Consider the following 22,907-nt stretch of genomic DNA (forward strand, 5'->3'; position numbering starts at 1 on the left):
GAAAACCTAACCGCCCTGCTTGTAGTTGTTCAAAGCATAGCCGCGATCGCGATAGAAGCGGTAGCGTTCGCGGCCCGCAGCAAGCTCGTCGTGTGCGTTACCGACCACTTCCAGCAATCTTTCGAAGCGCGCGAATTGCGCGGGCACGCTCGCACCCAGATTGAGCAGCACCTGATGATGAGGGACGTCGTCGAGGTTCGTGGCCAGCACGATCGGCGTTTGCGCGGCGAGCGGCGTGCCGGCCATGCAGTGCGGCACGAAGTCGAGCGCGGAAAAGGTCCACAGCTGTTCGTCGAAAGCGCGCAGGCGCTCGGGCTCGGCCACCACGATGGTGGGCTGTCCCGCCTGATACGCCTTGCGCACCAGGCGGCATGCATACAGCAGCGAGTCGCCGACGTTCGAGTGAAAGTCGATTCTCGTCATCGGCGACTCCGCTTGGCGCCGCGTGCAATCGCTCGCACACGTGCAACGTTACTGCGATGCGTCATTGCGCGGCGCGGTCGATCAGGAACTGCGCGAGGAGCGGCACCGGACGACCCGTCGCCCCCTTCGCCGCGCCGCTCTTCCATGCGGTACCGGCGATGTCGAGGTGCGCCCACGGATACGCGTCGGTGAAGCGCGACAGAAAGCACGCCGCCGTGACGCTGCCCGCCGGACGGCCGCCGATGTTGGCAAGATCGGCGAAATTCGACTTCAGCTGTTCCTGATACTCATCGTCGAGCGGCAGGCGCCAGGCCGGGTCGGATGCCTCACGCGATGCGTCGAGCAACTCACCCGCAAGCGCGTCGTCTTTGGAGAAGAGGCCGCTGTTGTGATGGCCGAGCGCGATGATGCAAGCACCCGTGAGCGTGGCGATGTCGATCACCGCGGCCGGCTTGAAGCGCTCCGCATAAGTGAGCGCGTCACACAGAATCAGGCGCCCTTCGGCGTCGGTGTTCAGCACTTCGATCGTCAAACCCTTCATGCTGGTGACGATGTCGCCCGGCTTGGTGGCAGTGGCCGAGGGCATGTTCTCGACCGCGGGAATGATGCCGACCACGTTGATGTTCAGGCCCAGCTCGGCGACGGCGCGCAGCGTGCCCAGCACCGAACCGGCGCCGCACATGTCGTACTTCATCTCGTCCATGCCTTCGCCAGGCTTCAGCGAAATGCCGCCCGTGTCGAACGTCACGCCCTTGCCGACCAGCACCACCGGCGCGGCCTTCGCGGCGCCGCCCTGATACTGCAGCACGATGAACTGCGCGGGTTCGACCGAGCCGGCCGTGACCGACAGGAACGAGCCCATCTTCAACGCTTCGCACTGTTTTTCGCCGAGCACTTCGACCTTCAGCTTCCAGTCTTTGGCGAGCTTCTTCGCGGTGTTCGCGAGATAGGTCGGCGTGCAGACGTTGCTCGGCAAATTGCCGAGGTCGCGTGTGAGGTCCATGCCGTTGGCAAGAGCCGCGCCCTGCTTCGCCGCGAGCTTGGCGGCTTTCTCGTCGCCGGTATTCACGCTGAATACGATGCGCTTGAGTGCGCGCGCCGAATTGTCCGGCTTGCTCTTCATTTGCGTGAACTTATAGGTCAGTTCGCGCAGCGCGAGGATCGCGGCGCGCACGCCCCAGTCGGCCGAACGCTCGAGGATAGGCAGTTGGGCCAGCGTGAAGGTGACCTGCACGATCTTCGTGGCGAGCAGCGCGCGCCAGGCCGCTCGCACGGCTTCGCCATAGGCTTTCTGACTGAAAGCGTCCTGTTTGCCGAGACCCACGAGCAGCACGCGCGACGCGCCGATACCCGAGACTTCATGCAGGAACAGCGTGGTGCCCGCTTTGCCGTCCATGTCGCCCGCCTTGATGATGCGGGTCAGGAGGCCCTTGGTGAGCGCGTCGATTTCAAGTGCCGCGCCCGAGAGCGTTTGCGACTCGAACACGCCGATTACGATGCAATCGGATTTCCCGGTGAGGAAACCGTTTGACGAGCCTTTGGTCCAATCACAGGCTTTTATGCTAAAGTCCATCGCGCTTGTCCTCGGATAAAATCTGGGCTTAGGATGAAAGCCGCAATTATCCGCTATTTTTCCCGCGGCGGCTGCACCGGAGGCGTGACGGGAAGCAACCCGCGCGTCGCTGAGAGCGCCCCCTCTCGTCATCAATAATGATCTTCGAACGCTCCCTCCAGCGCGAACTCGCGTACACGGCTGGTGCCGTGTTCATGGTTCTCCTCACGCTCGTGCTGACCACGATGATGATCCGCATCGTCGGCTTCGCGGCGCAGGGCGAAATCGACCCGCGCGACGTGCTGGTCCTGATCGGGCTGACCGTGATCGGTTATCTGGCCATCATGCTCGTCGCCACGCTGTTCGTGTCGATCCTGTTCGTGCTGACGCGCTGGTACAAAGACTCCGAGATGGTCGTGTGGCTGTCTTCGGGCGTCAGTCTCACGCAATTCATCAAGCCGATTGGCATCTTCGCCACGCCGATCATCATTCTCATCATGTTCTTCGTGTTCGTCGGCTGGCCGTGGTCCAATCAGCAAAGCAAACTGATCCGCGCGCGTTTTCAGCAGCGCGACGAAGTTTCGCTGCTCGCGCCCGGTCAGTTCCGCGAATCGGCGAGCACTCACCGCGTGTTCTTCATCGAGAAGATGTCGCCCGACCAGGGCCATGTGGAGAACGTGTTCGTGACGAGCACGGAAAACGGCAAGGTCAACGTGGTCGTGTCCAAGAACGGCCACACCGAAACGCATAAGAACGGCGACCGCTTCGTCGTTCTGGAAAACGGCCGCCGCTATGAGGGCGAACCGGGACACCCGGATTTCCGCATCATGGAGTTCGAGCGTTACGGCGTCAAAATCGAGAGCCAGCCGGTCGTCAATACGACGAGCACCACCGGCACGCCCACGCTCACGCTGTTGCGCAATCCGACCAGGGACAATCTCGCGGAGTTCGCCTGGCGCGCCGGCCTGCCGCTCATCGCGATCAATCTGATGCTGCTCGCCATTCCGCTCGCGCATCAGAACCCGCGGCGCAGCCGCACGATCAATCTCGTCATGGCCGTGCTGATCTATCTGACGTATTCGAATCTGTTGAACGTGGTGCAGTCGTGGATCGAGCAAGGCAAGATTTCGTTCGGGGTTGGACTCGTGAGTCTGCATGTGATCGTGGCAGCGATTGTCGCGTTCATCTTCTGGCTGCGCGTGCGCAACCGGCCGCTGTTCACGCGGGCCATGTTCACCCGTTCGCAGGGAGCGTGACCGATGCGCATCTATGAAAGGTACTTCGCGCGTCAGATCTATCTCACGTTCATCTTCATTCTGTTCGCGTTTTCGGGCTTGTTCTTCTTCTTCGACCTGATCAACGAACTGAACTCGGTCGGCCACGGCAACTATAAATTTCAGTACGCGGTACTGCGCGTCGCGCTGCAAACGCCGTCGCGCTTCTACGAAATCATTCCAGTTGCCGCGCTGATCAGCGCGATTTACGTGTTCGCGCAAATGGCGGCGAACTCCGAGTACACGATTTTCCGCGTGTCCGGGCTTGCCACCAATCAGGCATTGCGCTCTTTGCTGAAGATCGGCATTCCGCTCGTGTTTCTCACGTATCTGATCGGCGAAGTGGTCGGTCCGTACACCGATCAGTTGTCGGAACGTGTGCGGCTGGAGGCTCTGGGGTCGTCGGTATCGAGCAACTTCCAGTCGGGCGTGTGGGTGAAAGATACGCTCACGGCGCGCGCGGACGGCGAGCAGGTCACGCGCTTCGTGAATGTCGGCGAACTGAAGCCGGACGCGACAATCAGTAACGTACGGATTTACGAGTTCGATTCGAAGTTCCGGCTCTCGAATGTGCGCATTGCGAAGACCGGTGTTTATCAGCCGCCGGGGCATTGGCAATTGACCGGCGTGACCGATACACAATTGATCGACGTGCCGCCGCCTCCGGGCACGCCGGCCGACGCGCTCAATCCCGTGTATCGTGCAAAGCAGGTTGCACTGCCTGAATATTCGTTGCGCTCGGAGCTTACGCCGCAGATTCTGTCGGTGCTGCTCGTGTCGCCGGATCGCATGTCGATGTTCAATCTGTTCCGCTACATCCAGCATCTGACCGAGAATCATCAGGACACGCAGCGTTACGAGATCGCGCTGTGGCGCAAGGTGCTGTATCCGTTTGCCGTGTTCGTTATGCTGGTGCTGTCGCTGCCCTTCGCGTATCTGCATACGCGGGCCGGCGTGGTCGGCATGAAGGTGTTCGGCGGGATCATGCTCGGCATGAGCTTCCAGTTGTTCAACACGCTGTTCTCGCATATCGGCACGCTCAACACCTGGCCCGCGCCGCTGACGGCGGCGACTCCGGGGCTCGTGTATCTCGTGCTGGGTCTCGTCGGGCTGAAGTGGGTTGACCGGCATTAGGAGCCTTTGTCATGGCTACGCATGGATTGGTGTTGTTCGGGCATGGCGCGAGAGATGCGCGCTGGCGCGAGCCGTTCGAGAGGCTGGCGGAGAAATTGCGCGCGGCGCGAGCTTCTGGTGGCGATGACGGGTTCGTCCGGTTAGCTTTTCTTGAGTTGATGGAGCCGGATTTGCTCACGGCAGTGGGCGAGCTTGTCGCCGACGGCTGTGATGTGGTCACCGTTGTGCCCGTGTTCTTCGGGCAAGGCGGGCATATCAGGAAGGATTTGCCGGAATTGATTCAGCGCTGTCGGGACGCGCAGCCTTCTGTTGAAATCCGATGCGCGATTGCTGTCGGCGAGGATGATGCTGTGCTTGATGCTGTCGCGATTTATTGTCTGCGGCAGGTTTGAGTTTTTTGCCTTTGACTGCGGAACGGGTGGTTTCCGTGCGTCCGGCAGTTCCCTCTTTTTCTCTGCCTGAGCCGCACGTTCGTTGTGCGGTCAGCGCGTCGTAGGTCTCTCTTGTTCTGTTGGTGCTGACCTTGTGGCGTTGCGCGTGAGCGCAATTTCGCCCGCAATGTTCACGCATTCGTGGCATGCGTCCTTGGGAACTCGCATGCGTCGCGCATAGCTCACGTTGATTCAGATTTTCCCAATACATCGTTGAGCACTTTCCCCTTTGCTGCGAGCGGAAATCCGATTTCGCTTGCACTTCTCATCCCCTAATCTGAACGACGAGCTTGCTGGTGTGCGCGAACAGCATCTTGCTAGATGCAATGCTTCGTTATCCTGCCCGATCGAGTTCAGAGGCACTCAAAAACGACGACACAGGACGGGAAGCAGAACACGATCTCGCGCGGCGCGTGTCGATGTCCAGCGCGGCCTGATGGCCGGCAACCGCATCAATTCATTCTGGATGAAGGAGACCCATGCTGAAGTTTTCGACCAGACGCACGATCACCGTTAGCGGCGCGGCGCTGCCGGAGTCGCCCTCGGGCGAGCCCGCACTGGTGCTCCGATCAATCCGTGGCGAGGAAACCCTGTCGGAAATCTACACCTACACGCTGGACATGGTGACGCCGCATGACCTCGACATGTTCAGCGACGACGCGGCGAACCTCGACCTGCGCGCCATGATCGGCAGGCCGCTGACCGTGGCTATCCAGCTTGAAGGAATGAGCCGGTTTTCCGGTCCTTCGTGGATGTCGAACATCGGCAGCGGCATGCGCGAGATCAGCGGCATCGTGACCAGCGCGCGCTTTGTCGAACAGCTGGACCGGCAAAGCCACTACCGGCTCACGCTGCAACCCGGTCTGTGGCTGGCCGGGCAGCGTTCGGACTACCGGATATTCCAGCGCAGGAATGTCATCGACATCATTCGCGAAGTGGTGCGGATCTATCCGTTTTCCTGCGCCTGGCGCACCAGCCGGATTTATCCGCCACTGGACTACCAGGTCCAGTACGGTGAGACGGATTTCGACTTCGTGCAGCGTCTGATGGCTGAGAACGGCATCTACTGGTTTTTCGAGCACTCGAAGGGCTATCACCGGATGGTGTTCGTGGACCATGTAGGCGCGCACAGGCCGGTGGAGAGCGAGGCGTATCACACGCTGGCGTACTACCCGCCGGGGCATAAGATCGACGCGGAGTATATCGACGGGTTCGATATCGCCCAGACGTTGCAGTCAGGCGTGTGGACGACGGACGACTATGACTTCAAGCAGCCCGAAGCCAGTCTCGGGGTGCGCAAGGTCCAGCCGCAGAAGACGATTCACAACGATCTGACGCGTTACGAGTGGCCGGGCGACTACACCAGCACGGCCGAGGGCGAGAAGTTCGCGCAGATCCGCATCGAGGAACTGTTCGCGCGCGGCGAGCGGGCCGAAGGCCGTGGCGCGCTGCGCAATGTGGTGTGCGGGACGACCTTCCATCTGGAGAACCATCCGTACCGCAAGGCGAACCAGGAATACATGGTGATCCGCGCGAAGCTCGATGCGGAGGAGACGATGGACGCCTCCGGCCCGGGCGTCTACCGGTTCGACACTGACTTTACCGTGCAACCGGCGACCAATGTGTTCCGCCCGGCGCGCACGGTCCCGAAGCCGCGCACGACCGGCCCGCAGACTGCGGTGGTGACAGGCTTCGATAGAAACGTCGTGTCCACCGAGCCGTATGGGCGGGTGACGCTCAAGTTCCGCTGGGACAGGTCACCGAACCGGGACGAGAATTCGTCGTGCTGGGTGCGGGTCATGTCGTCGTGGGCGGGTAATGGTCACGGGAGCATCGGCGTGCCGCGTGTGGGCACGGAAGTGATCGTGGACTTCATCAACGGTGACCCGGACCGGCCGTTCGTCATCGGGCAGGCCTACAACGCGAACAACATGCCGCCGTGGCCGTTGCAGGACAGCCACGCCCTGTCAGGCATGCTCAGTCGCAATCTGGAAGGGGGAGGGTCCAACCAGTTTGTTGCGGACGACACACCGGACCGGTTACAGGCGCAGGTCACGAGCGACCAGGCGAATTCGCGGCTGGTGGTGGGCTACAACACGCGCATCGTGCCCGGCGAGGGACGCAAGCAGGCGCGCGGCATCGGCTGGGAACTCGCCACTGATTCATGGGGCGTGCTACGTGCGAACCACGGCATGCTGGTGACTACCGAGACGCGCAGCGGTGCGCAGTCGCCCGAGAAGGACATGGGCGAAACGGTACAGCGGCTGACGCAGGCGCGTGAACAGCATGAGGACATGGCGCAGCTCGCGCAGCGGCACAACGCGCAGTCACCCGAGGCGAGCCAGCATGACGCCGCGAAAGCCATCAAGGCGCAGAACGACGCGATCCGGGGCGGCGAGGTTCGTCCACGTGAGAATCCGTTCCCCGAAATGACGCGGCCCGATCTTGTCCTTGCGAGCGCGGCGGGGATCGGCATGAGCGCCACACAGGGCACGCACATCGTGAGTGGACAGGATCATGCGGTGACGGCAGGCCGCGACGTGAGCGTGTCGTCCGGGCGCTCACTGTTCGCGTCGGTGCGCGGCGCTATCTCGATGTTTGCGTACCAGCTCGGGCTGAAACTGATCGCCGCGAAAGGCAGGGTCGATATCCAGGCGCAGAGCGATGTGATGGCGCTTGCGGCCTTGAAGGACATCACGGTCACCAGCACGGATGGGCGGGTCGTGATCACCGCGTCGAAGGAAGTCTGGATCGGCGCGGGCGGCTCGTATATCCAGATCAACGGCAGCGGAATTATCAACGGCTCGCCGGGAGCGATTCTGGAGAAAGGGGCGAGCTGGGATGTGCCGGGACCGGCGTCGATGCGCATGCCGTTGCCGGATCTGCCCGGCGAGAAAAGTTTCAGTGCGCAGTTTGTACTTCAGGACCGCAGCGGCGCCGTTCTCCGCAACTACCCGTACCGGCTCGATGCGGAAAACGGGCCGACCTGGTACGGCATCACTGACGAAAACGGCCTGACGCAGCGCGTCTGGACGGCCAGTGAGCAGAGTCTCAGGGCGCATCCGCACGAGGCGCCGCAGCCGGATGAGGCTGCGCCTGAGGACGATCCGCACGATTGCTGAGCATTCCCTTACTTCGAAAAAAAGGTCAATAAATGACTGGCCCGAATCAAGCCCCGATCGGCACCATGATGTGCGGACCGAACATGCCGACCCAGGTTGCGCAATGTATGACGCGGAAGGTGAGCTTTACTTTTTATTGCGCACCCCGAGATGATCTGGACGACAATCAGATCTACCACGGTGCGTATGACACCGACGTGACACATAGAGGTGTCACCGACTCCGCGCCGTATCTGACGGGTATGCCGTATGTGCTCGTCGATGCCGATACGCATGCGGTGATCTATCCGTACAACAGTGCAGAGGGCAGGACCGCGACGTTTCCGGCCAACGTATCAATGAACACCCTGCAAGACGGACAGCGCTTCAGGCATTCACTGCCCCCTATCAACATTCCCGATCATGTCACCCGCATCGCGCTGCACATGGCCAACGATGCCTACCTGTCGCACCGGAACTTTCAGCTTTTTGCCTGGACGGTGCCCGATGCCGCCCATAGCAAGGTGCATGTGTATGAAGTCAGGTCTGACTTGCAGGGCCGGTTTGCAGAGCGGAATCAGTTGGGCACACCGCCCGCCGAAAACACCCTGGCGGTCAAACCAGGAACAGCGGACGAATATCATGGCTACCTGAATGGTGACGTGTGGCTGAGCATCAGTCATGAATTCACCGATGATGAAATTACCCGGCTTTGCCCACCGGAAACGCTGTCACGCGCCCTTCTGCCCGGACAACATCCGGTGGCCCCGCAGGACACTGCTGGAAACGCCATTGCGCCCGTGCCCCCGGCAGCCGCGCCAGGAATGCAGGCGGTGCAACTGAACCAGCAGACCTACGCCGGACCCATCACCGGCGTAGCTCATCCCCCGCTGCCGGTACCGCAGCCGCATCCACAAACGCCGCCGCAAGCAGCGGGCAACACCCAGTCACTGCCGGTTGACTGAAGAGAGGTGCTTCAGCCCATCTATGGCGCGGGGGCGGATTCCCGCTCGATGGCCCCGTTCAGCGTCAGGGTGGATGCACTGGGCATCACCGTGACGTTCACCGCGCGGGCCGTTGCCAATGCGGTGAACACCAGTAGTCGCACGACCGTCCAGCAGGCGCTGCGCCGGACCTCGCCGCGCGCATTTGCCGCCGTCCTGAAAGCCGCATGGCGCCTTCATATCAGTTCGGTGGATTTCTCCAGTTCATGGCGCCCGATGCTCGGTTCCCGACTGCATCGAATGGGCGTGGCCCTGGACGTCACGCATTTCGATGATGCCGATGAGAACATTCATTTTACGATTCACAATCATGGATCCCAAGATAGAAATCATCCATTTCCCCAAAATTCCGGAGGCCGAAAACTGGCCGCTCTTTATACCGAATTGACGGGAAATAGTGAGGTCGAGACGGGGATGGTATATACGCCTTGGGTTCACTGGGTTTTGCCGCATGATTCGCATATGCACGTCACGGTTAAAAAATAAATTTCATTGAGATGAACATTCAGAACATGAGAATTATTTCATTTCTTTCGCTTATCACGTGCGGTTTGATCGGCGTTGTCGACTGTGGGTCGGCGCATGAAACCTTGCACTATGGCAACGTAAAAATATACTACGACGCTCTGCTGCATCCGCGGTGTGACTTATTTCTGCGGCATCAAGTTGGAGATATGGAGGAGGGATATCGCCTGGGGGACAAATTGGCTGAGGAGAATCAAGCGGATAACTTTCCACAAGGGTATAAATATGCTCCTCCATCGCTTTGCACCAAGTTCAGAAGTTCACCCGACAGTGCAATAATATATAGAACGAAAAAATCCAAAGAAAACATTTACAAGAAGGATCTAATTTCTCTCGATGAAATGACTCCATGGAACGGCCACCCTCCATTTCGTGTAAGATTTGAAATAACACCGGCAAATGGCGTACTCGACGAGGATGTTGATCGGCCATACTTTCCCTATAATCCCGTCAACAAGATCTCTAATTACATTCTTATTAACAGTCAGAGCCAGGAATTAAGTATAAAGAGTGGGAAAAAGACCGGGTACCGCTTTTTTAAATTTACGGATAGATGCTATTTGGCAACAGAAAAAAAACCCCGTGTATATAAATATGAAACTTTATGTGTGCATGCTGGCGGTCCGGCTTACGCCTTGCCCTCAACGGTCAACACAACGAGTCGCCCATGGATCAATATCACGAGCCAGAATACCGTTGGGCAAGACTGGTTAATGCCCGCCTCAAATGTCGAGATCGACGGCTCCTCCCCCGTCAAGCCATTTATCTACTCGGATTTTCCGATTAATGATAATGGCCGGGTCACCCAGGGGCATGCGATGTGCATGGCCGACTGCGCGCCCGGCATGCTGTTTCGGGTACTTCACAAAGACGAAAGCATCTGGGGCGCTTCGGGCAAACCGCCTGCGCCTGGCGCGAAGGTCAAACCGTTTTGAATGAGCGGCAGAGCTGGACATGGTGATTCATGTTCATGGCGCCCGATGCTGGGTTCCCGACTGCACAGAATGGGCGTGGCGCTGGACGTCACGCACTTCGATGATGCCGATGAGAACATTCATTTTACGATTCATAATCATGACCACCACGATAGAAATAATCCGTTTCCGGTTAATCCTGGCGGCCAGAAACTCTCGGCCCTATACCGTGAGTTGAGAGCGGACCAGCAAACGATGCCGGCAGGGGTCTATACACCATAGCTTAACAGGGTGATACCGCATGACACGCATATGCATGTCACGGTCAAAGAGTAAATTCCGTTTCCTGACGGCACATGAATGGATTGGCTATGATTATTAAAAAGTCTGCTATTTTTATTCTTGCAGGATGTGTCCTGCTAGGAATTTCGAGAATCGGTACTGCCAATGAAAAAGTGGTGAATTTTAATGGAAAAAAGTTTATTATAATGAACTTTTGCAACCACGGTGTTCATTGTTTCTTCGGCATCCACTTGATGAATTTAAGAGTGGATTCGGCGCAACCTCCGATGAAGTGTGCCAAAGATATCGCTCTTCGAAAGAGAATGACATTCTTTATTCATTCGTTGCACAGGGGAAGCCGCCCATTATTGGAAGGAAAAAAGACTTCGTTTCTTTGGATGAGATGTTCCCATGGGAAGGGCCACCTCCATTTCGGGCAAGATTTGACATCGGCTTTGCAAGCGACGATCCCGATCCCGATATTAACCCTTCCTATCTACCCTATGTCGAAACAAACAGAATCAACAATTATGTCATGATAGACAATTCTGGCTATGAAATAGGTCTCGCCACCGGAAAGCGAACGGGTTATCGGTTTTATCAATTCCAGGATATGTGTTATCTAGCCTCAGAAAAAAAGCCTCGGGCATACAAATATCTTACCCCATGTGTGCTTACGAAAAATCCCGATAACGGATTCCCGAAAGCCGTTGATACGGTCAGCCATCCATGGATCAACATCATGGAACGCAATACGATCGCACTGGATGAGCAAATGCCGAGTAGTGTCGAGATCGACGGCTCCTCCCCCGTCAAGCCGCTGATCTACTCGGATTTTCCGATTAACGACAATGGCCGGGTCACCCAGGGGCGTGCGATGTGCATGGCCGACTGCGCGCCCGGCATGCTGTTAAAGCTGCTTCATAAAGGTCAGAGCATCTGGGGAGCCTCAGGAAAACCGCCTGCACCGGCCCAGAAGGTCAAACCGTTCTGAACGAGCGGAGGATTAGTTTAATCGTTAAGCAGACAAAAACATGATCGATCTCATCCGACCTGTTGGCACCGCGGACGATGGCGGCACAATCATCCCCGTCTCGATACCATGCGCCACGGCAGCGTCTTCGCGGCCCGCCAAGCCGACCAAGTGACGCGCCCATGGCACTCGGACGTGCGGCGCAACCTTGCTCCTTCAAGGTGAGAGCTACCCACCAACCGCCCCCTACGCCGCCGCGAGAACCCCATCCACAAACCGCACCACTTCCCGCTGCCGCTCAGCAAACGCCTCCCCAATCATCACCAAACTCGGCTGCGAAGCATCGACCCACCTTTGCGCTTCGCCAGCAGCAAGCTTTTCGAGCGTCAGCGTCAACATCCGCTCACGCTCGGTACTGCAAGCCTCGACAATCGCGACAGGCGTGGAAACGGGCTTGCCTGCATCGATCAATTGCTGCGCAATTTCAACGCCGCTATCACGGCCCATGTAAAACACGAGCGAATCGGCGTTCACCTGCTCGCGAATTTCATCTGAGCCGGGCGCGCGGCTAAACGTCGCCAGCGCGACACTGCGCGATACGCCGCGCAACGTCAACGAGCGCTTCAGCGAAGCCGCGCTAGCCAACGCCGCCGTAATGCCAGGCACCACCTCATAGTCGATGCCGGCCGCCTCGAGAGCGCGCATCTCTTCATCGGCGCGGCCGAATAGCATCGGATCGCCGCCCTTCAGGCGCACCACCACCCCGTGCTCCAAAGCGGCGTCCACGATCTGCTTGTTGATGAACTGCTGCGCCGTCGATAGCTGTCCGCAGCGCTTGCCCACCGCAATCCGGCGCGCGGTGGACGGCGCGTAGTCGAGCATCGCGGGCTCGACGAGCGCGTCGTGCAGAACCACATCGGCGGTCGCGAGCAGCCGCGCGCCGCGCACCGTAATCAGGTCCGCAGCGCCCGGTCCAGCACCGATCAGATAAACCTTACCCATTTGCCTCAGCCTGTTCGTCAGGGGCGTTCGCGGTGCGCGGCTGCGCCAATCATTTACGCGGAAAACGCCCGGATCATTCCGGCCGCGACGGTGTGATGCGTCGCTTCGTCGATCAGCACGAAGGCGCCCGTGCCCTGATGCGAGTCATACACGTCGCACACCAACGGCTTTTGCAACGTCAACGCCACGCGGCCGATGTCGTTCATCGCCAATTCGCGACGATCGGTCGACTGCGACAGCGTATGCACGTCGAGCACTTCCTTGATCGAACCGATGCGCGCGAACACCGTATTGGTGGTCTGCTTCAGCAGATACTTGCGTTGCGTGGAAAGCGGCGTGTCGTCGAACCAGCACAGGTCGGCTTCGAGTTTCTTCGCCGGCTCCGGGGCCGCTTCGCGCAACACGAACGTGTCGCCGCGCGACACGTCCACGTCTTCCGCGAGGCGGAGCGTCACCGTTTGACCGGCGAACGCGCGATCCACCTGCGCCGTGCCGCCGACCACCGGCGCGATGATCTCGGCAACCGTCGCTTCGCGGTTGGCCGGCAACACGACGATCGTGTCGCCCACCTTGACCTCGCCCGCTTCCACACGGCCCATGTAGCCGCGAAAATCGTCTGCCTGGCTGCCGTCCTGGCGCGCCACCCATTGCACCGGGAAACGCAGCGCCTGGCCCGTCGGCACTTCGACCGGCAGCGCTTCGAGCAGATCGAGCAGCGGCTCGCCCGCATACCACGGCATGCTTTCGCTGGCCGTCACGATGTTGTCGCCCTTCAGCGCCGACACCGGCACGAAGCGCACATTGCTCAAGCCGAGCTGACGTGCGAGATCGACATACGCGTCGCGAATCTCGTCGAAACGCGCTTCGCTATATTCGACCAGATCCATCTTGTTGATCGCAACGATCACATGCTGCAAACCGAGCAGCTTCACGATTGCGCTATGACGCTTGGTTTGCGGCAGCAGTTGTGCGACGCCGTCGACAAACGTCACGCGCGTTGCGTCGACGAGAATGATCGCCGCGTGCGCGGTCGACGCGCCGGTCACCATGTTGCGCGTGTACTGCTCGTGGCCCGGCGTATCGGCGATGATGAACTTGCGCTTCGCGGTCGCGAAGTAGCGATATGCGACGTCGATCGTGATGCCCTGCTCGCGTTCCGCTTCGAGACCGTCTGTCAGCAGCGACAGATCGATTTCGTCGCCCACAGTGCGCTTATTCTTCGCGCGCGACAGTGCGGAAAGCTGATCGCTCAAAACGGCCTTGCTGTCGTACAGCAGGCGGCCGATCAACGTGCTCTTGCCGTCGTCCACGCTGCCAGCGGTGATGAAGCGAAGCACGCCGAGGTCTTCCGGTTGATGAATATTCATAATTACATTGCCTCGTGTGCTTAGAAATAACCCTGCTTCTTACGCTGTTCCATCGCGGCTTCGGAGACCTGATCGTCCATCCGCGTCGCGCCGCGTTCCGTGATTTCGGTCACGGCCGTTTCGGCGATGATCTTCTCCAGATCGTCCGCGTCGCTCTCAACCGGGCACGTGCAGCTAATGTCACCGACCGTGCGGAAACGCACCTGCGCCGTTTCGCTGACTTCGCCTTCGCGCATCGGCGTGAGCGGCGTGACCGGCACGAGCAGGCCATTGCGTCGCACGATCTCGCGTTGATGCGCGTAGTAGATCGACGGCAGTTCGAGCTTTTCGCGGGCGATGTATTGCCACACGTCGAGTTCGGTCCAGTTCGAGATCGGGAACACGCGCAGATGCTCGCCGTTGTGCAGACGCGCGTTGAACAGGCTCCACAGTTCCGGGCGTTGCGCTTTCGGATCCCACTGGCCGAACTCATCGCGGAACGAGAAAATGCGCTCTTTCGCACGGGCTTTTTCTTCGTCACGGCGCGCGCCGCCGATCAGCGCGGTGTAACCGTGCTGTTCGATGGTTTCGAGCAACGTCACAGCTTGCGCCGCGTTGCGCGAATCCGTTTCACGGCGCAAACGCACCGTACCGCGCTTGATCGAATCTTCAACGTGGCCGACCACCAGTTCCGCGCCGATCTCTTTCGCGCGACGGTCGCGGAAGTCGATCACTTCGTCGTAGTTATGACCGGTGTCGATATGCACGAGCGGGAACGGCAGCACGGTCTTGCGATTTGCGCCGATGCCGAAGGCCTTCAGCGCGAGCGCGAGCACGACGACCGAATCCTTGCCGCCCGAAAACAGCAGCGCCGGCTTGCTGCATTCGGCAACCAGTTCGCGCAGGATGTGAATCGACTCGGCTTCGAGCCAATCGAGGTGATCCATCCGGTTCGCCGTGTTGGCAAGCGGAGCGTTGACAGTGGAATCGAGCGTGGTGCTCATGTTTGGGTCCTTCGTTGAGTCGCTTGTCGAGCGGTTGCCCGTGAAAGCGCTGATATTCAATTCGGTATGTGCGGCGCGAAGCGGCAAAGCCAAGCCCTCGACGCCACACAAATCAGGCAATGCGTCAGGCCGGAGCGTTCTCGCCGCGGTCGACCGCAATCGGCGTAATCGTCGTGATATGGAGTCCGCATTCCTTCGTATCGCGCGATTCCCACCACCAGCGTCCCGCCCGGCTATCTTCGCCCGGACGCACCGCACGCGTGCAAGGCTCGCAGCCAATGCTCGGATAACCGCGCGCATGCAGCGGATTCACCGGCACGTCGAAGGCTTTCAGATAGTCCCAGACCTCGGCTTCGGTCCAGTCGGTCAGCGGATTGAACTTCGCGATGTTGCGCGCGGCGTCGTGTTCTTCCTCGTGCAATTCGGCACGCGTCACCGACTGCTCGCGACGCTGGCCCGTCACCCATGCGCTGACGTCCGACAGCGCGCGGTTCAGCGGCTCGACCTTGCGAATTTCGCAGCAGCGCTTGCGCAGATCGACGCTCTCATAGAAAGCGTTCAGACCATGCGAGCCGACGTATTCGTCAATCGCGGCAGCCTGCGGATGAAACTGCTCGATGTCGTAGCCGTAGCGCTCTTTCACACGGTCGATCATGCCGAGCGTCTCAGCATGCAAGCGGCCCGTGTTCAACGAGAAGACGCCGATCTTCACGCCGCGCGACAGAATCGCGTGCGTGAGCAACATGTCTTCGGCGGCGAGACTGCTTGCGAGCTTCACGTTGGCGTGACGAGCGGCGATCGAATCGAGCAGCGCATCAAGGCGTTCGACCTTCGCGGCGAGTTCCGGTGTGAGCGACTGCAACGAGGCGGCGCTCATGCCGGGACCTTTTCCGAAGCAGAGGCCGAAGCAGCGCGGCGACGGAACAACGGCGATGGCTCGTCGAACGCGCCCTGGTATTGCACGGTGAAGTCGTCGAATGCTTTCAGCGCGTCGCTGATGTCCTTGTCCGCGCGCACTGCGAAAGCGTCGAAGCCGCAACGGAACATCAAACGCACCTGGTCGCGCAGCACGTCGCCGATCGCGCGCAGCTCGCCCTTGTAGCCATAGCGCTCACGCAGCAGGCGACCGATGCTATAGCCGCGGCCGTCACGGAACACCGGGAAGTCCACGGCGATCACCGCGACCTTGTCGAAGTCGCCGGCAATGTCCGCCGGCTCGCTGTCCGGCGCGAGCCACACGCCGAGTTCGGCGGCACTGCGCGAAGCGCTCAATGCATCGTGCTCCGCCTGCCACAACGCGAGCGGCACCAGCACGCGGCCAGCCGGCAGTTCGTTCACCGCGGGCAGCGAGCCGTCTTCCGCCGGGCGCACGAGCGCCCAGTCATCGTTGACGATCGCGCGGTTCTTGATGATAGAAGCCATCTGTTCTGTATCCTTTGCGCGGTTACGCGTGAGCCGGTTGACGCGACGCGTACACGCGTTCCTTGAACGGGGCCATGCCGATGCGGGTGTACGTGTCGATGAAACGCTCGCCTTCATGGCGGTTTTCAACGAACGTGTCGATCACCTTCGTCATCACGTCCGGCATTTCTTCCGCCGAGAACGACGGGCCGATCACGCGGCCCAGGTGAGCGCCGGTCGCGCCCGTGCCCTGCTCGCCGCCGAGCGTCACCTGATACCACTCAGAGCCGTCTTTATCGACGCCCAGAATGCCGATATTGCCGACGTGGTGATGACCGCAAGCGTTGATGCAACCCGAGATGTTCAGCGATACGTCGCCCAGGTCGTACACGTAGTCGAGATCGTTGAAACGTTCCTGAATGGCGAGTGCAATCGGAATCGACTTCGCATTCGCAAGCGAGCAGAAATCGCCGCCCGGGCACGCGATGATGTCGGTGAGCAAACCAATGTTCGGCGTCGCGAAACCTTGTGCCTTGGCCTTTTCCCACAACGCGAAAAGGTCGCGCTTTTTGACGTTCGCGAGAATCAGGTTCTGTTCGTGCGACACGCGGATCTCGCCCAGCGAGTACTCGTCGGCCCAATCGGCAACCGCTTCCATTTGCGCGTCGGTGGCGTCGCCCGGCGCGACTACGCCGTTCTTCAGCGACAGCGTGACCGCCGCATAGCCCGAGACCTTATGCGGACGCACGTTGCGCTCGACCCAGCGGGCGAACGCGCGGTTTTCCAGCAGATGCTTTTCGAACGAGGCGTCTGTGTCGGCCAGCTTCTCGTACACCGGCGGCTGGAAGTATTGCGACACGCGATCCAACTCGGCCTGCGTGAGCGTCGAAGGGCCGTCCTTCAGGTGCTGCCATTCTTCCTCGACCTGCGCGGCGAACTTCTCCGGGGAGAGCGCCTTCACGAGGATCTTGATGCGCGCCTTGTACATGTTGTCGCGGCGGCCGTAGCGGTTGTACACACGCAGCACGGCTTCGCTGTAGGTCAGCAGGTGCTGCCACGGCAAGTCTTTGCGGATCACCGCGCCGACGATCGGCGTGCGGCCCAGACCGCCGCCCGCCAGAATGTCGACCACGAGCTCGCCCTGAGCATTGCGCTTCACATACACGCCCATGTCATGAATCTGCACGGCGGCACGGTCTTCCTGCGAACCGGACACGGCAATCTTGAACTTGCGCGGCAGCCACGCGAACTCGGGGTGGAACGTCGACCACTGACGCAGAATTTCCGCCCAGGGACGCGGATCGACGAATTCGTCCGGAGCCACGCCTGCGAACTGATCGGCGGTGATGTTGCGGATGCAATTGCCCGAGGTCTGAATGCCGTGCATCTGCACCGACGCAAGCTTGCGCAAAATCTCCGGCGTTTCCTCGAGCTTGATCCAGTTGTACTGGATGTTCGAACGCGTGGAGAAATGGCCGTAGCCCCGGTCGTGCTCGCGCGCGATCTTCCCGAGCATGCGCAGCTGGTCGCTGCGCAGATTGCCGTACGGAATCGCGATGCGGTGCATGTACGCGTGGCGCTGGTAGTACAGACCGTTCTGCAGACGCAGCGGACGGAACTCCTCTTCGCTCAATTCGCCCGACAAACGGCGGCGAACCTGATCGGCGTACTGCGCAACCCGTTCATCGACGATGGTCTGGTCGTACTGATCGTATTGGTACATTCGGGGACCCCAATTTTTTGCGTTACCGCGTGACACGAGGCGATCCGCAGGCCAGCACTCCGGTTTCGCCGCGCTCTGAACATCTGTGTTTGTCAGCTGGATCGAGTCAGGGTTTAGACCTATCTCTCATTTGCTTATAACAAATACAGATATCCATATTGAAAAAGATGGACAGATCGTAATAAACTCGCCTTATATTTCAAACGACTAAAAAATTCTTTTGATATGCGGAGAGGTTATATATGAACCTGCATCAGTTCCGCTTCGTCCGCGAGGCTGTGCGGCAGAACTTCAACCTGACCGAAGCGGCCAAGGCGCTGTATACAAGCCAGCCAGGCGTTTCGAAGGCAATCATCGAGCTCGAGGACGAGCTGGGCGTCGAAATCTTCACACGCCACGGCAAGCGCGTTCGCTCGCTAACCGAGCCGGGCCGGATCATTCTTCAGTCGGTTGAGCGGATCTTGCAGGAAGTCGAGAGTCTGAAGCGCGTCGGTAAGGACTACGCGGCGCAGGACCAGGGCAACCTCGTGATCGCCGCCACGCACACCCAGGCGCGCTACTCGCTGCCCGCCGCCATCGCCGAATTCAAAAAACGCTTTCCCAAAGTCCACCTTTCGATACTGCAAGGAAGCCCGACGCAGGTCGCCGAGATGGTGCTGCACGACCAGGCGGACCTCGCCATCGCCACCGAGGCGATCGCCAACTATAAGGAACTGGTCTCGCTGCCGTGTTTCCAGTGGCATCACGTGGCGGTGATGCAGCCGGACCATCCTCTGCTCGACCGCAAACTTTTGTCGCTGGATGATCTGACCCAATATCCGCTGATCACTTACGACAACGCGTTCGCCGGCCGCACCAAGATCAACGAGGCGTTCCGGCTGCGCGGGCTGCATCCGGACATCGTGCTGGAGGCCATCGACGCCGACGTGATCAAAACCTACGTGGAACTGGGTCTCGGCGTCGGCATCATGGCGGACATTGCGTTCAACGCCGAGCGCGACCGCCATTTGCGGGCAATGCCGGTCGGCCACCTGTTCGGCAGCAATGTGACGCGAGTCGCGCTCAAACACGGCGCGTACCTGCGCAGCTATGTGTACACGCTCGTCGAACTGCTGTCGCCGAGCATGAACCGCAAGCTGATCGAACAGGCGCTCAAGGGCGAACACGAAACCTACGAACTTTGAACTCACAACCGCTTCCTGCTATCCCGCTACGGAGACCCATCGATGACGTCGCATAACAACAGACTTCGCGGCCTCGCCGCCCTCGGCGCTCTTTTGTTCGCCACCGCAGCACACGCCGACATCAAGGTCGGCATCGATCTGTCGAGCACCGGCCCCGCAGCGGTGATCGGCATTACGAGCAAGAACGCAATGCTGATGTGGCCGGCCACCGTCGCCGGCCAGAAAGCCGACTACATTTTTCTCGACGACGCCTCCGACCCCGGCGTCGCCGTGCGCAACATCCGCAAGCTGATCAACGAAGATCACGTCGACGTGATCGTCGGCCCGAACATCACGCCGGCGGCGATGGCCGCGCTCGATCCGGTTGCCGAAAGCCAGACGCCGATGATCACGCTGATCGGCTCGGCGAGCGTCGTCGAGCCGCAGGAAGGCAAGAAGGTGTGGGCCTACAAGATGGCGCAGACCGACAGCGCGATGGCCGACGTGATGACTCGCTACATGTCGAACCACAACGTGAAGACAGTGGGCTTCATTGGTTTCGCGGACGGCTACGGCGAAAGCTGGCTCAACGAGTTCAGCAAGTTCGCCGCGCTGCGCCATATTCAACTGGTCGCGACCGAGCGCTATAACCGCACGGACGCGAGCGTAACCGGCCAGATTCTCAAGCTGATGGCCGCGAAGCCCGACGCGATTCTGATCGCAGGCGCGGGCACGCCGACCGTGTTGCCGCAGCGCACGCTGATCGAGCGCGGTTTCAAAGGCCCTATCTATCAGACGCATGGCATCGCAACGCCGGAGTTCATCAAGCTCGGCGGCAAGGACGTGGAAGGCACGCTGTTCCCGACGCAGCCGGTCGTGGTCGCGCGCACGCTGCCGGCCGAACATCCGGCGAAAAAGGCGGCGCTCGCGTTCGCGAACGAGTACGAGGCGAAGTACGGGCCGGGCAGCGTCACGCAATTCGCGGGCGACGCAGCCGGCGTCTATCCGCGTTTGCAGGACGCGGTGGCGCGCGCGCTCAAGACCGCGCAGCCGGGCACGGAGGCTTTCCGCGTCGCGTTGCGCAACGAACTGGAACACGCGCATGAGCTCGTGGTGCCGAACGGCGTCGTCAATACGAGTGCGAAGGACCACGTGGGGCTGGACCAGCGCGCGAGCGTGATGGGCACCATCAAAAACGGCAAGTTCGTTTATTTGAGTCAGTAAGCCTTTTTTGTGGGCGTTCGCGCGCTCAGGCGGCGCTGCAGGCTCGGCCTCGCGCGCCGCAACCTCCGTGTACCATGCTGACGGCTAGCTTGCGGTGAGCGCGGGCTCAGGCTAATTTGCCGATTGCGCAACGAGCGTGCGGCGCGCCCGCTCCTCAGGCCACCGCCGAATCCGCGTGTATCGCCAATCCGTGAAGTCCGTCCGATCGCGCAAGCTAAAGACCAGAAAACGCATCATCATCACCTCTGTGGTTGCCGTCGTGATTCTCGCCATCGCGATAGCCCAGGCGATCCGAAAGCGCGAGCCGCCCGCCGCCACGACGGACACGGCATCTTCCGTCATCGAATTCTCTCCCGACGATCTCACCACGGTCAGCCGCCGCACGCTCTCGTCCAGACGCTGCCGCTGACCGGCTCGCTGCGCGCCGTCACGCAAGCCGCCGTCAAATCGAAAGTAGCGGGTTCGGTACTCGAAGTCGGCGTGCGCGAAGGCGACGCTGTGCAGAGCGGCCAGATTCTCGCGAAGATCGATGCGCGCGACTTCGCGGCCCGCGCCGAGTAGAGCCGCGGTCAGATGGCCGCGATGACGGGCCAGTTGGACATCGCGAGGCAAACGCTCGAAAACAATCGCGTGCTGGTGGAGAAAGGCTTAATTTCGAAGAACGCGTTCGATACCGCGCAAAGCCAGTATGAGATCGCGCGCGCGAATCTCCTGCCGCTCGCCGCCGCGCTCGGCGAAGGCGGCGAGCAACGCGGGCCGCTCGGGCAGACAGTGATTGGCGGTGTGATTACGTCGTCGCTATTGACGCTCGTCGTCGTGCCTGTCGTGTACACCATGCTGGAAGATTGGGCGGACTGGGTGCGACGGAAGTTACGGCGCCGCGCGGGGTGAGCCGCGCGGCGTCGGCGAAATTGTTAAAGTAATAGTTTTTCCCCGATCAGCAGTCCCACACCATGCGCACCACGCGAGCCATCCACGCTGTCGAGCGGCTGAAAACGCGCAGCGGCAATCCGCAATTCGCCGCGATCAGCCTTTCCGGCGGCCTCTTCTATCTCGTCGACAAATCGGGCGGCACGGACAAGAAAGTCTCCGATCCCCTCACGCTCGACGACTTCGTCAAGTTTGTCGATGCATACGGTCCGCCGAAACCGCGCAAGGCGAGCAAGCTCGACATTGCGTTCGAAGCCCAGATCAAGAAAAGCAAAGGCGGATGAAGCGTCAAGCCACGTGGCGCGACTGCGTGGCTCTATAACTTCTCGATCTCACGCCATTGCCCATCTGCAGCGCTACTCGCGAGCACTGCATCGATAAAGCGCAGACCCGCCACGCCGTCCTCCACTGTCGTGAGCAGCAGGCTTTCGGCCGGCAACGCGCGGCCCTCGTCCAACGCTTCGATCTGCAACGCGGCGTCCTTATACAACTGCGCGAACGCTTCGAGATAACCTTCGGGATGACCCGGCGGCACGCGCGTCGCGTGGGCCGCGCTCGCGCCGCTTACGCGTCCACGCGTCAGGCGCTCGGCTGCCCCGCCGAGCGGCGTAAACCACAATTCGTTGGGATTCTCCTGGTCGAACGAAATGCCCGCTTTGGTCCCATAGACGCGCAGACGCAAAGCGTTTTCCGCGCCGCTCGCGACCTGGCTCGCCCATAGCATGCCGCGCGCGCCATTCGCATAGCGCAGCATCGCCTGCACATGATCGTCGATGCGGCGCCCCGGCACGAACGTGTGCAACTCGGCGCAAAGCGCGGCGGGCGTCATGCCCGTGACGAAAGCGGCGAGGTGATACGCATGCGTGCCGATATCGCCGAGACAGCCCGCCGGGCCCGCTAACGCGGGGTCCGTGCGCCAACCGGCCTGCTTGTTCAAGCCGCCGGTTTCGATCGGCTCGGCCAGCCAGTCTTGCGCGTATTCGACCTGCACGACGCGTATCTGCCCCAGTTCGCCTGCTTCGATCATCTCGCGCGCATGACGCACCAGCGGATAGCCGGAATACGTATGCGTCAGCGCGAAGAGCTTGTTCTTCTCGTGCGCGAGTTTGGCGAGCGCTTCGCCTTCGGCAAGTGAGATGGCAAGCGGCTTGTCGCACACCACATGAATGCCGGCGTCGAGAAAGGCGGTGGCAACCGGCGCATGCAGATGGTTCGGCGTCACTATCGCGACGGCGTCGATACCGTCGTCGAGCGCTGCTTCCGCTCGCGCCATTTCTTGCCAGTCGGCGTAGCTACGCGCAATGCCCGCCTCCGCGGCGCTCGCACGCGCGCGTTCGGGATCGGACGACAACGCGCCCGCGACCAGTTCGAAACGATCGTCGAGGCGCGCCGCGATCCGATGCACCGCGCCGATGAACGCGCCCTGTCCACCGCCGACCATGCCCAACCTGAGTCTTCTGGATGGCATCTTGTCCGCTCCTTTCGCTCACTGCTTACTGCT

The 22,907-nt window shown here is 60.5% G+C and carries 21 protein-coding genes and 1 pseudogene; 12 read left to right on the forward strand and 10 right to left on the reverse strand.

Annotated elements, in window-relative coordinates:
* Positions 1–6 precede the first annotated feature (6 nt).
* Positions 7–423, reverse strand: coding sequence for a DNA polymerase III subunit chi (locus JMY24_RS18225; protein ID WP_020065155.1), 417 nt, complete (start codon positions 421–423; stop codon positions 7–9).
* 61 nt (positions 424–484) lie between these two features.
* Positions 485–1,996, reverse strand: coding sequence for a leucyl aminopeptidase (locus JMY24_RS18230; RefSeq protein WP_128594471.1), 1,512 nt, complete (start codon positions 1,994–1,996; stop codon positions 485–487).
* 137 nt (positions 1,997–2,133) lie between these two features.
* On the opposite strand from JMY24_RS18230, the gene lptF reads away from it, so the two are divergent.
* The 8 genes from lptF to JMY24_RS18270 all read left to right on the forward strand — a co-directional run bounded on the left by lptF (position 2,134) and on the right by JMY24_RS18270 (position 11,634).
* Positions 2,134–3,231 (forward strand): LPS export ABC transporter permease LptF, encoded by a 1,098-nt coding sequence (lptF, locus tag JMY24_RS18235; RefSeq protein ID WP_128586255.1) that lies wholly within the window; start codon positions 2,134–2,136, stop codon positions 3,229–3,231.
* Between the two features lie 3 nt (positions 3,232–3,234).
* The gene (gene lptG / locus JMY24_RS18240) at positions 3,235–4,383 is read left to right on the forward strand and encodes an LPS export ABC transporter permease LptG (RefSeq protein WP_027775703.1); all 1,149 of its coding nucleotides are present in this window, start codon (positions 3,235–3,237) and stop codon (positions 4,381–4,383) included.
* 11 nt (positions 4,384–4,394) lie between these two features.
* Positions 4,395–4,775, forward strand: coding sequence for a sirohydrochlorin chelatase (locus tag JMY24_RS18245; RefSeq protein WP_128594470.1), 381 nt, complete (start codon positions 4,395–4,397; stop codon positions 4,773–4,775).
* 518 nt (positions 4,776–5,293) lie between these two features.
* On the forward strand, positions 5,294–7,936 hold the full coding sequence (locus tag JMY24_RS18250) for a type VI secretion system Vgr family protein (RefSeq protein ID WP_236597442.1): 2,643 nt from the start codon (positions 5,294–5,296) through the stop codon (positions 7,934–7,936).
* 32 nt (positions 7,937–7,968) lie between these two features.
* Entirely contained in the window at positions 7,969–8,880 is a 912-nt protein-coding gene (locus JMY24_RS18255) for a hypothetical protein (protein ID WP_201702635.1), read from the forward strand.
* Positions 8,881–8,886: 6 nt separating this feature from the next.
* Positions 8,887–9,405 carry a hypothetical protein gene (locus tag JMY24_RS18260; protein ID WP_164853414.1) on the forward strand — a complete coding sequence of 173 codons (519 nt, stop codon included), beginning with the start codon at positions 8,887–8,889 and terminating at the stop codon, positions 9,403–9,405.
* 11 nt (positions 9,406–9,416) lie between these two features.
* Positions 9,417–10,379: a hypothetical protein gene (locus JMY24_RS18265; RefSeq protein WP_164853413.1), complete on the forward strand. Its 963-nt coding sequence runs from the start codon at positions 9,417–9,419 to the stop codon at positions 10,377–10,379.
* Positions 10,380–10,872: 493 nt separating this feature from the next.
* On the forward strand, positions 10,873–11,634 hold the full coding sequence (locus JMY24_RS18270) for a hypothetical protein (protein ID WP_201702636.1): 762 nt from the start codon (positions 10,873–10,875) through the stop codon (positions 11,632–11,634).
* Between the two features lie 225 nt (positions 11,635–11,859).
* Here JMY24_RS18270 and cobA read toward each other — a convergent pair whose 3' ends face one another.
* The 6 genes from cobA to JMY24_RS18300 form a co-directional block, all read right to left on the reverse strand.
* Positions 11,860–12,615: a uroporphyrinogen-III C-methyltransferase gene (gene cobA / locus JMY24_RS18275; protein WP_128594464.1), complete on the reverse strand. Its 756-nt coding sequence runs from the start codon at positions 12,613–12,615 to the stop codon at positions 11,860–11,862.
* A gap of 53 nt (positions 12,616–12,668) precedes the next feature.
* The gene (locus tag JMY24_RS18280) at positions 12,669–13,985 is read right to left on the reverse strand and encodes a sulfate adenylyltransferase subunit 1 (RefSeq protein ID WP_128594463.1); all 1,317 of its coding nucleotides are present in this window, start codon (positions 13,983–13,985) and stop codon (positions 12,669–12,671) included.
* 17 nt (positions 13,986–14,002) lie between these two features.
* Positions 14,003–14,965 (reverse strand): sulfate adenylyltransferase subunit CysD, encoded by a 963-nt coding sequence (gene cysD, locus JMY24_RS18285; RefSeq protein WP_128586259.1) that lies wholly within the window; start codon positions 14,963–14,965, stop codon positions 14,003–14,005.
* Between the two features lie 124 nt (positions 14,966–15,089).
* Positions 15,090–15,842: a phosphoadenylyl-sulfate reductase gene (locus tag JMY24_RS18290; RefSeq protein ID WP_128594462.1), complete on the reverse strand. Its 753-nt coding sequence runs from the start codon at positions 15,840–15,842 to the stop codon at positions 15,090–15,092.
* Positions 15,839–16,387 (reverse strand): DUF934 domain-containing protein, encoded by a 549-nt coding sequence (locus tag JMY24_RS18295; protein WP_128594461.1) that lies wholly within the window; start codon positions 16,385–16,387, stop codon positions 15,839–15,841. Before JMY24_RS18295 ends, JMY24_RS18290 begins: the two co-directional genes overlap by 4 nt.
* Positions 16,388–16,409: 22 nt before the next feature.
* Positions 16,410–18,089, reverse strand: coding sequence for a nitrite/sulfite reductase (locus JMY24_RS18300; protein WP_128586261.1), 1,680 nt, complete (start codon positions 18,087–18,089; stop codon positions 16,410–16,412).
* Positions 18,090–18,331: 242 nt separating this feature from the next.
* Here JMY24_RS18300 and JMY24_RS18305 point away from each other — a divergent pair, with 242 nt between their 5' ends.
* Positions 18,332–19,273: a CysB family HTH-type transcriptional regulator gene (locus JMY24_RS18305; protein WP_128594460.1), complete on the forward strand. Its 942-nt coding sequence runs from the start codon at positions 18,332–18,334 to the stop codon at positions 19,271–19,273.
* 42 nt (positions 19,274–19,315) lie between these two features.
* On the forward strand, positions 19,316–20,476 hold the full coding sequence (locus JMY24_RS18310) for an ABC transporter substrate-binding protein (RefSeq protein ID WP_128594459.1): 1,161 nt from the start codon (positions 19,316–19,318) through the stop codon (positions 20,474–20,476).
* Positions 20,477–20,587: 111 nt separating this feature from the next.
* Here JMY24_RS18310 and JMY24_RS39885 read toward each other — a convergent pair whose 3' ends face one another.
* The gene (locus tag JMY24_RS39885) at positions 20,588–21,088 is read right to left on the reverse strand and encodes a hypothetical protein (protein ID WP_236597443.1); all 501 of its coding nucleotides are present in this window, start codon (positions 21,086–21,088) and stop codon (positions 20,588–20,590) included.
* Positions 21,089–21,184: 96 nt separating this feature from the next.
* Between JMY24_RS39885 and JMY24_RS39600 the strand changes: the two are divergent.
* A pseudogene (locus JMY24_RS39600) lies at positions 21,185–21,367 on the forward strand (efflux RND transporter permease subunit); the annotation flags it as partial.
* A 62-nt stretch (positions 21,368–21,429) separates the two neighbouring features.
* Complete coding sequence (locus JMY24_RS18325; protein ID WP_128586262.1) at positions 21,430–21,690, forward strand: hypothetical protein; 261 nt, start codon at positions 21,430–21,432, stop codon at positions 21,688–21,690.
* A gap of 32 nt (positions 21,691–21,722) precedes the next feature.
* Here the strand turns inward: JMY24_RS18325 and JMY24_RS18330 are convergent, their stop codons facing one another.
* Positions 21,723–22,874 (reverse strand): Gfo/Idh/MocA family protein, encoded by a 1,152-nt coding sequence (locus JMY24_RS18330; protein ID WP_128594457.1) that lies wholly within the window; start codon positions 22,872–22,874, stop codon positions 21,723–21,725.
* Positions 22,875–22,907 lie beyond the last annotated feature (33 nt).

This window comes from Paraburkholderia kirstenboschensis (genome assembly GCF_904848585.1).
Lineage (GTDB): Bacteria > Pseudomonadota > Gammaproteobacteria > Burkholderiales > Burkholderiaceae > Paraburkholderia > Paraburkholderia kirstenboschensis.

Coding starts and splice junctions, on each gene's coding strand:
- JMY24_RS18310 (WP_128594459.1), top strand. CDS start 19,316: ATGACGTCGCATAACAACAGACTTCGCGGCCTCGCCGCCCTCGGCGCT.
- lptF (WP_128586255.1), top strand. CDS start 2,134: ATGATCTTCGAACGCTCCCTCCAGCGCGAACTCGCGTACACGGCTGGT.
- cobA (WP_128594464.1), bottom strand. CDS start 12,615: ATGGGTAAGGTTTATCTGATCGGTGCTGGACCGGGCGCTGCGGACCTG.
- cysD (WP_128586259.1), bottom strand. CDS start 14,965: ATGAGCACCACGCTCGATTCCACTGTCAACGCTCCGCTTGCCAACACG.
- JMY24_RS18305 (WP_128594460.1), top strand. CDS start 18,332: ATGAACCTGCATCAGTTCCGCTTCGTCCGCGAGGCTGTGCGGCAGAAC.
- JMY24_RS18250 (WP_236597442.1), top strand. CDS start 5,294: ATGCTGAAGTTTTCGACCAGACGCACGATCACCGTTAGCGGCGCGGCG.
- JMY24_RS18290 (WP_128594462.1), bottom strand. CDS start 15,842: ATGAGCGCCGCCTCGTTGCAGTCGCTCACACCGGAACTCGCCGCGAAG.
- JMY24_RS18330 (WP_128594457.1), bottom strand. CDS start 22,874: ATGCCATCCAGAAGACTCAGGTTGGGCATGGTCGGCGGTGGACAGGGC.
- lptG (WP_027775703.1), top strand. CDS start 3,235: ATGCGCATCTATGAAAGGTACTTCGCGCGTCAGATCTATCTCACGTTC.
- JMY24_RS18295 (WP_128594461.1), bottom strand. CDS start 16,387: ATGGCTTCTATCATCAAGAACCGCGCGATCGTCAACGATGACTGGGCG.
- JMY24_RS18300 (WP_128586261.1), bottom strand. CDS start 18,089: ATGTACCAATACGATCAGTACGACCAGACCATCGTCGATGAACGGGTT.
- JMY24_RS18255 (WP_201702635.1), top strand. CDS start 7,969: ATGACTGGCCCGAATCAAGCCCCGATCGGCACCATGATGTGCGGACCG.
- JMY24_RS18325 (WP_128586262.1), top strand. CDS start 21,430: ATGCGCACCACGCGAGCCATCCACGCTGTCGAGCGGCTGAAAACGCGC.
- JMY24_RS18265 (WP_164853413.1), top strand. CDS start 9,417: ATGAACATTCAGAACATGAGAATTATTTCATTTCTTTCGCTTATCACG.
- JMY24_RS18225 (WP_020065155.1), bottom strand. CDS start 423: ATGACGAGAATCGACTTTCACTCGAACGTCGGCGACTCGCTGCTGTAT.
- JMY24_RS18245 (WP_128594470.1), top strand. CDS start 4,395: ATGGCTACGCATGGATTGGTGTTGTTCGGGCATGGCGCGAGAGATGCG.
- JMY24_RS18230 (WP_128594471.1), bottom strand. CDS start 1,996: ATGGACTTTAGCATAAAAGCCTGTGATTGGACCAAAGGCTCGTCAAAC.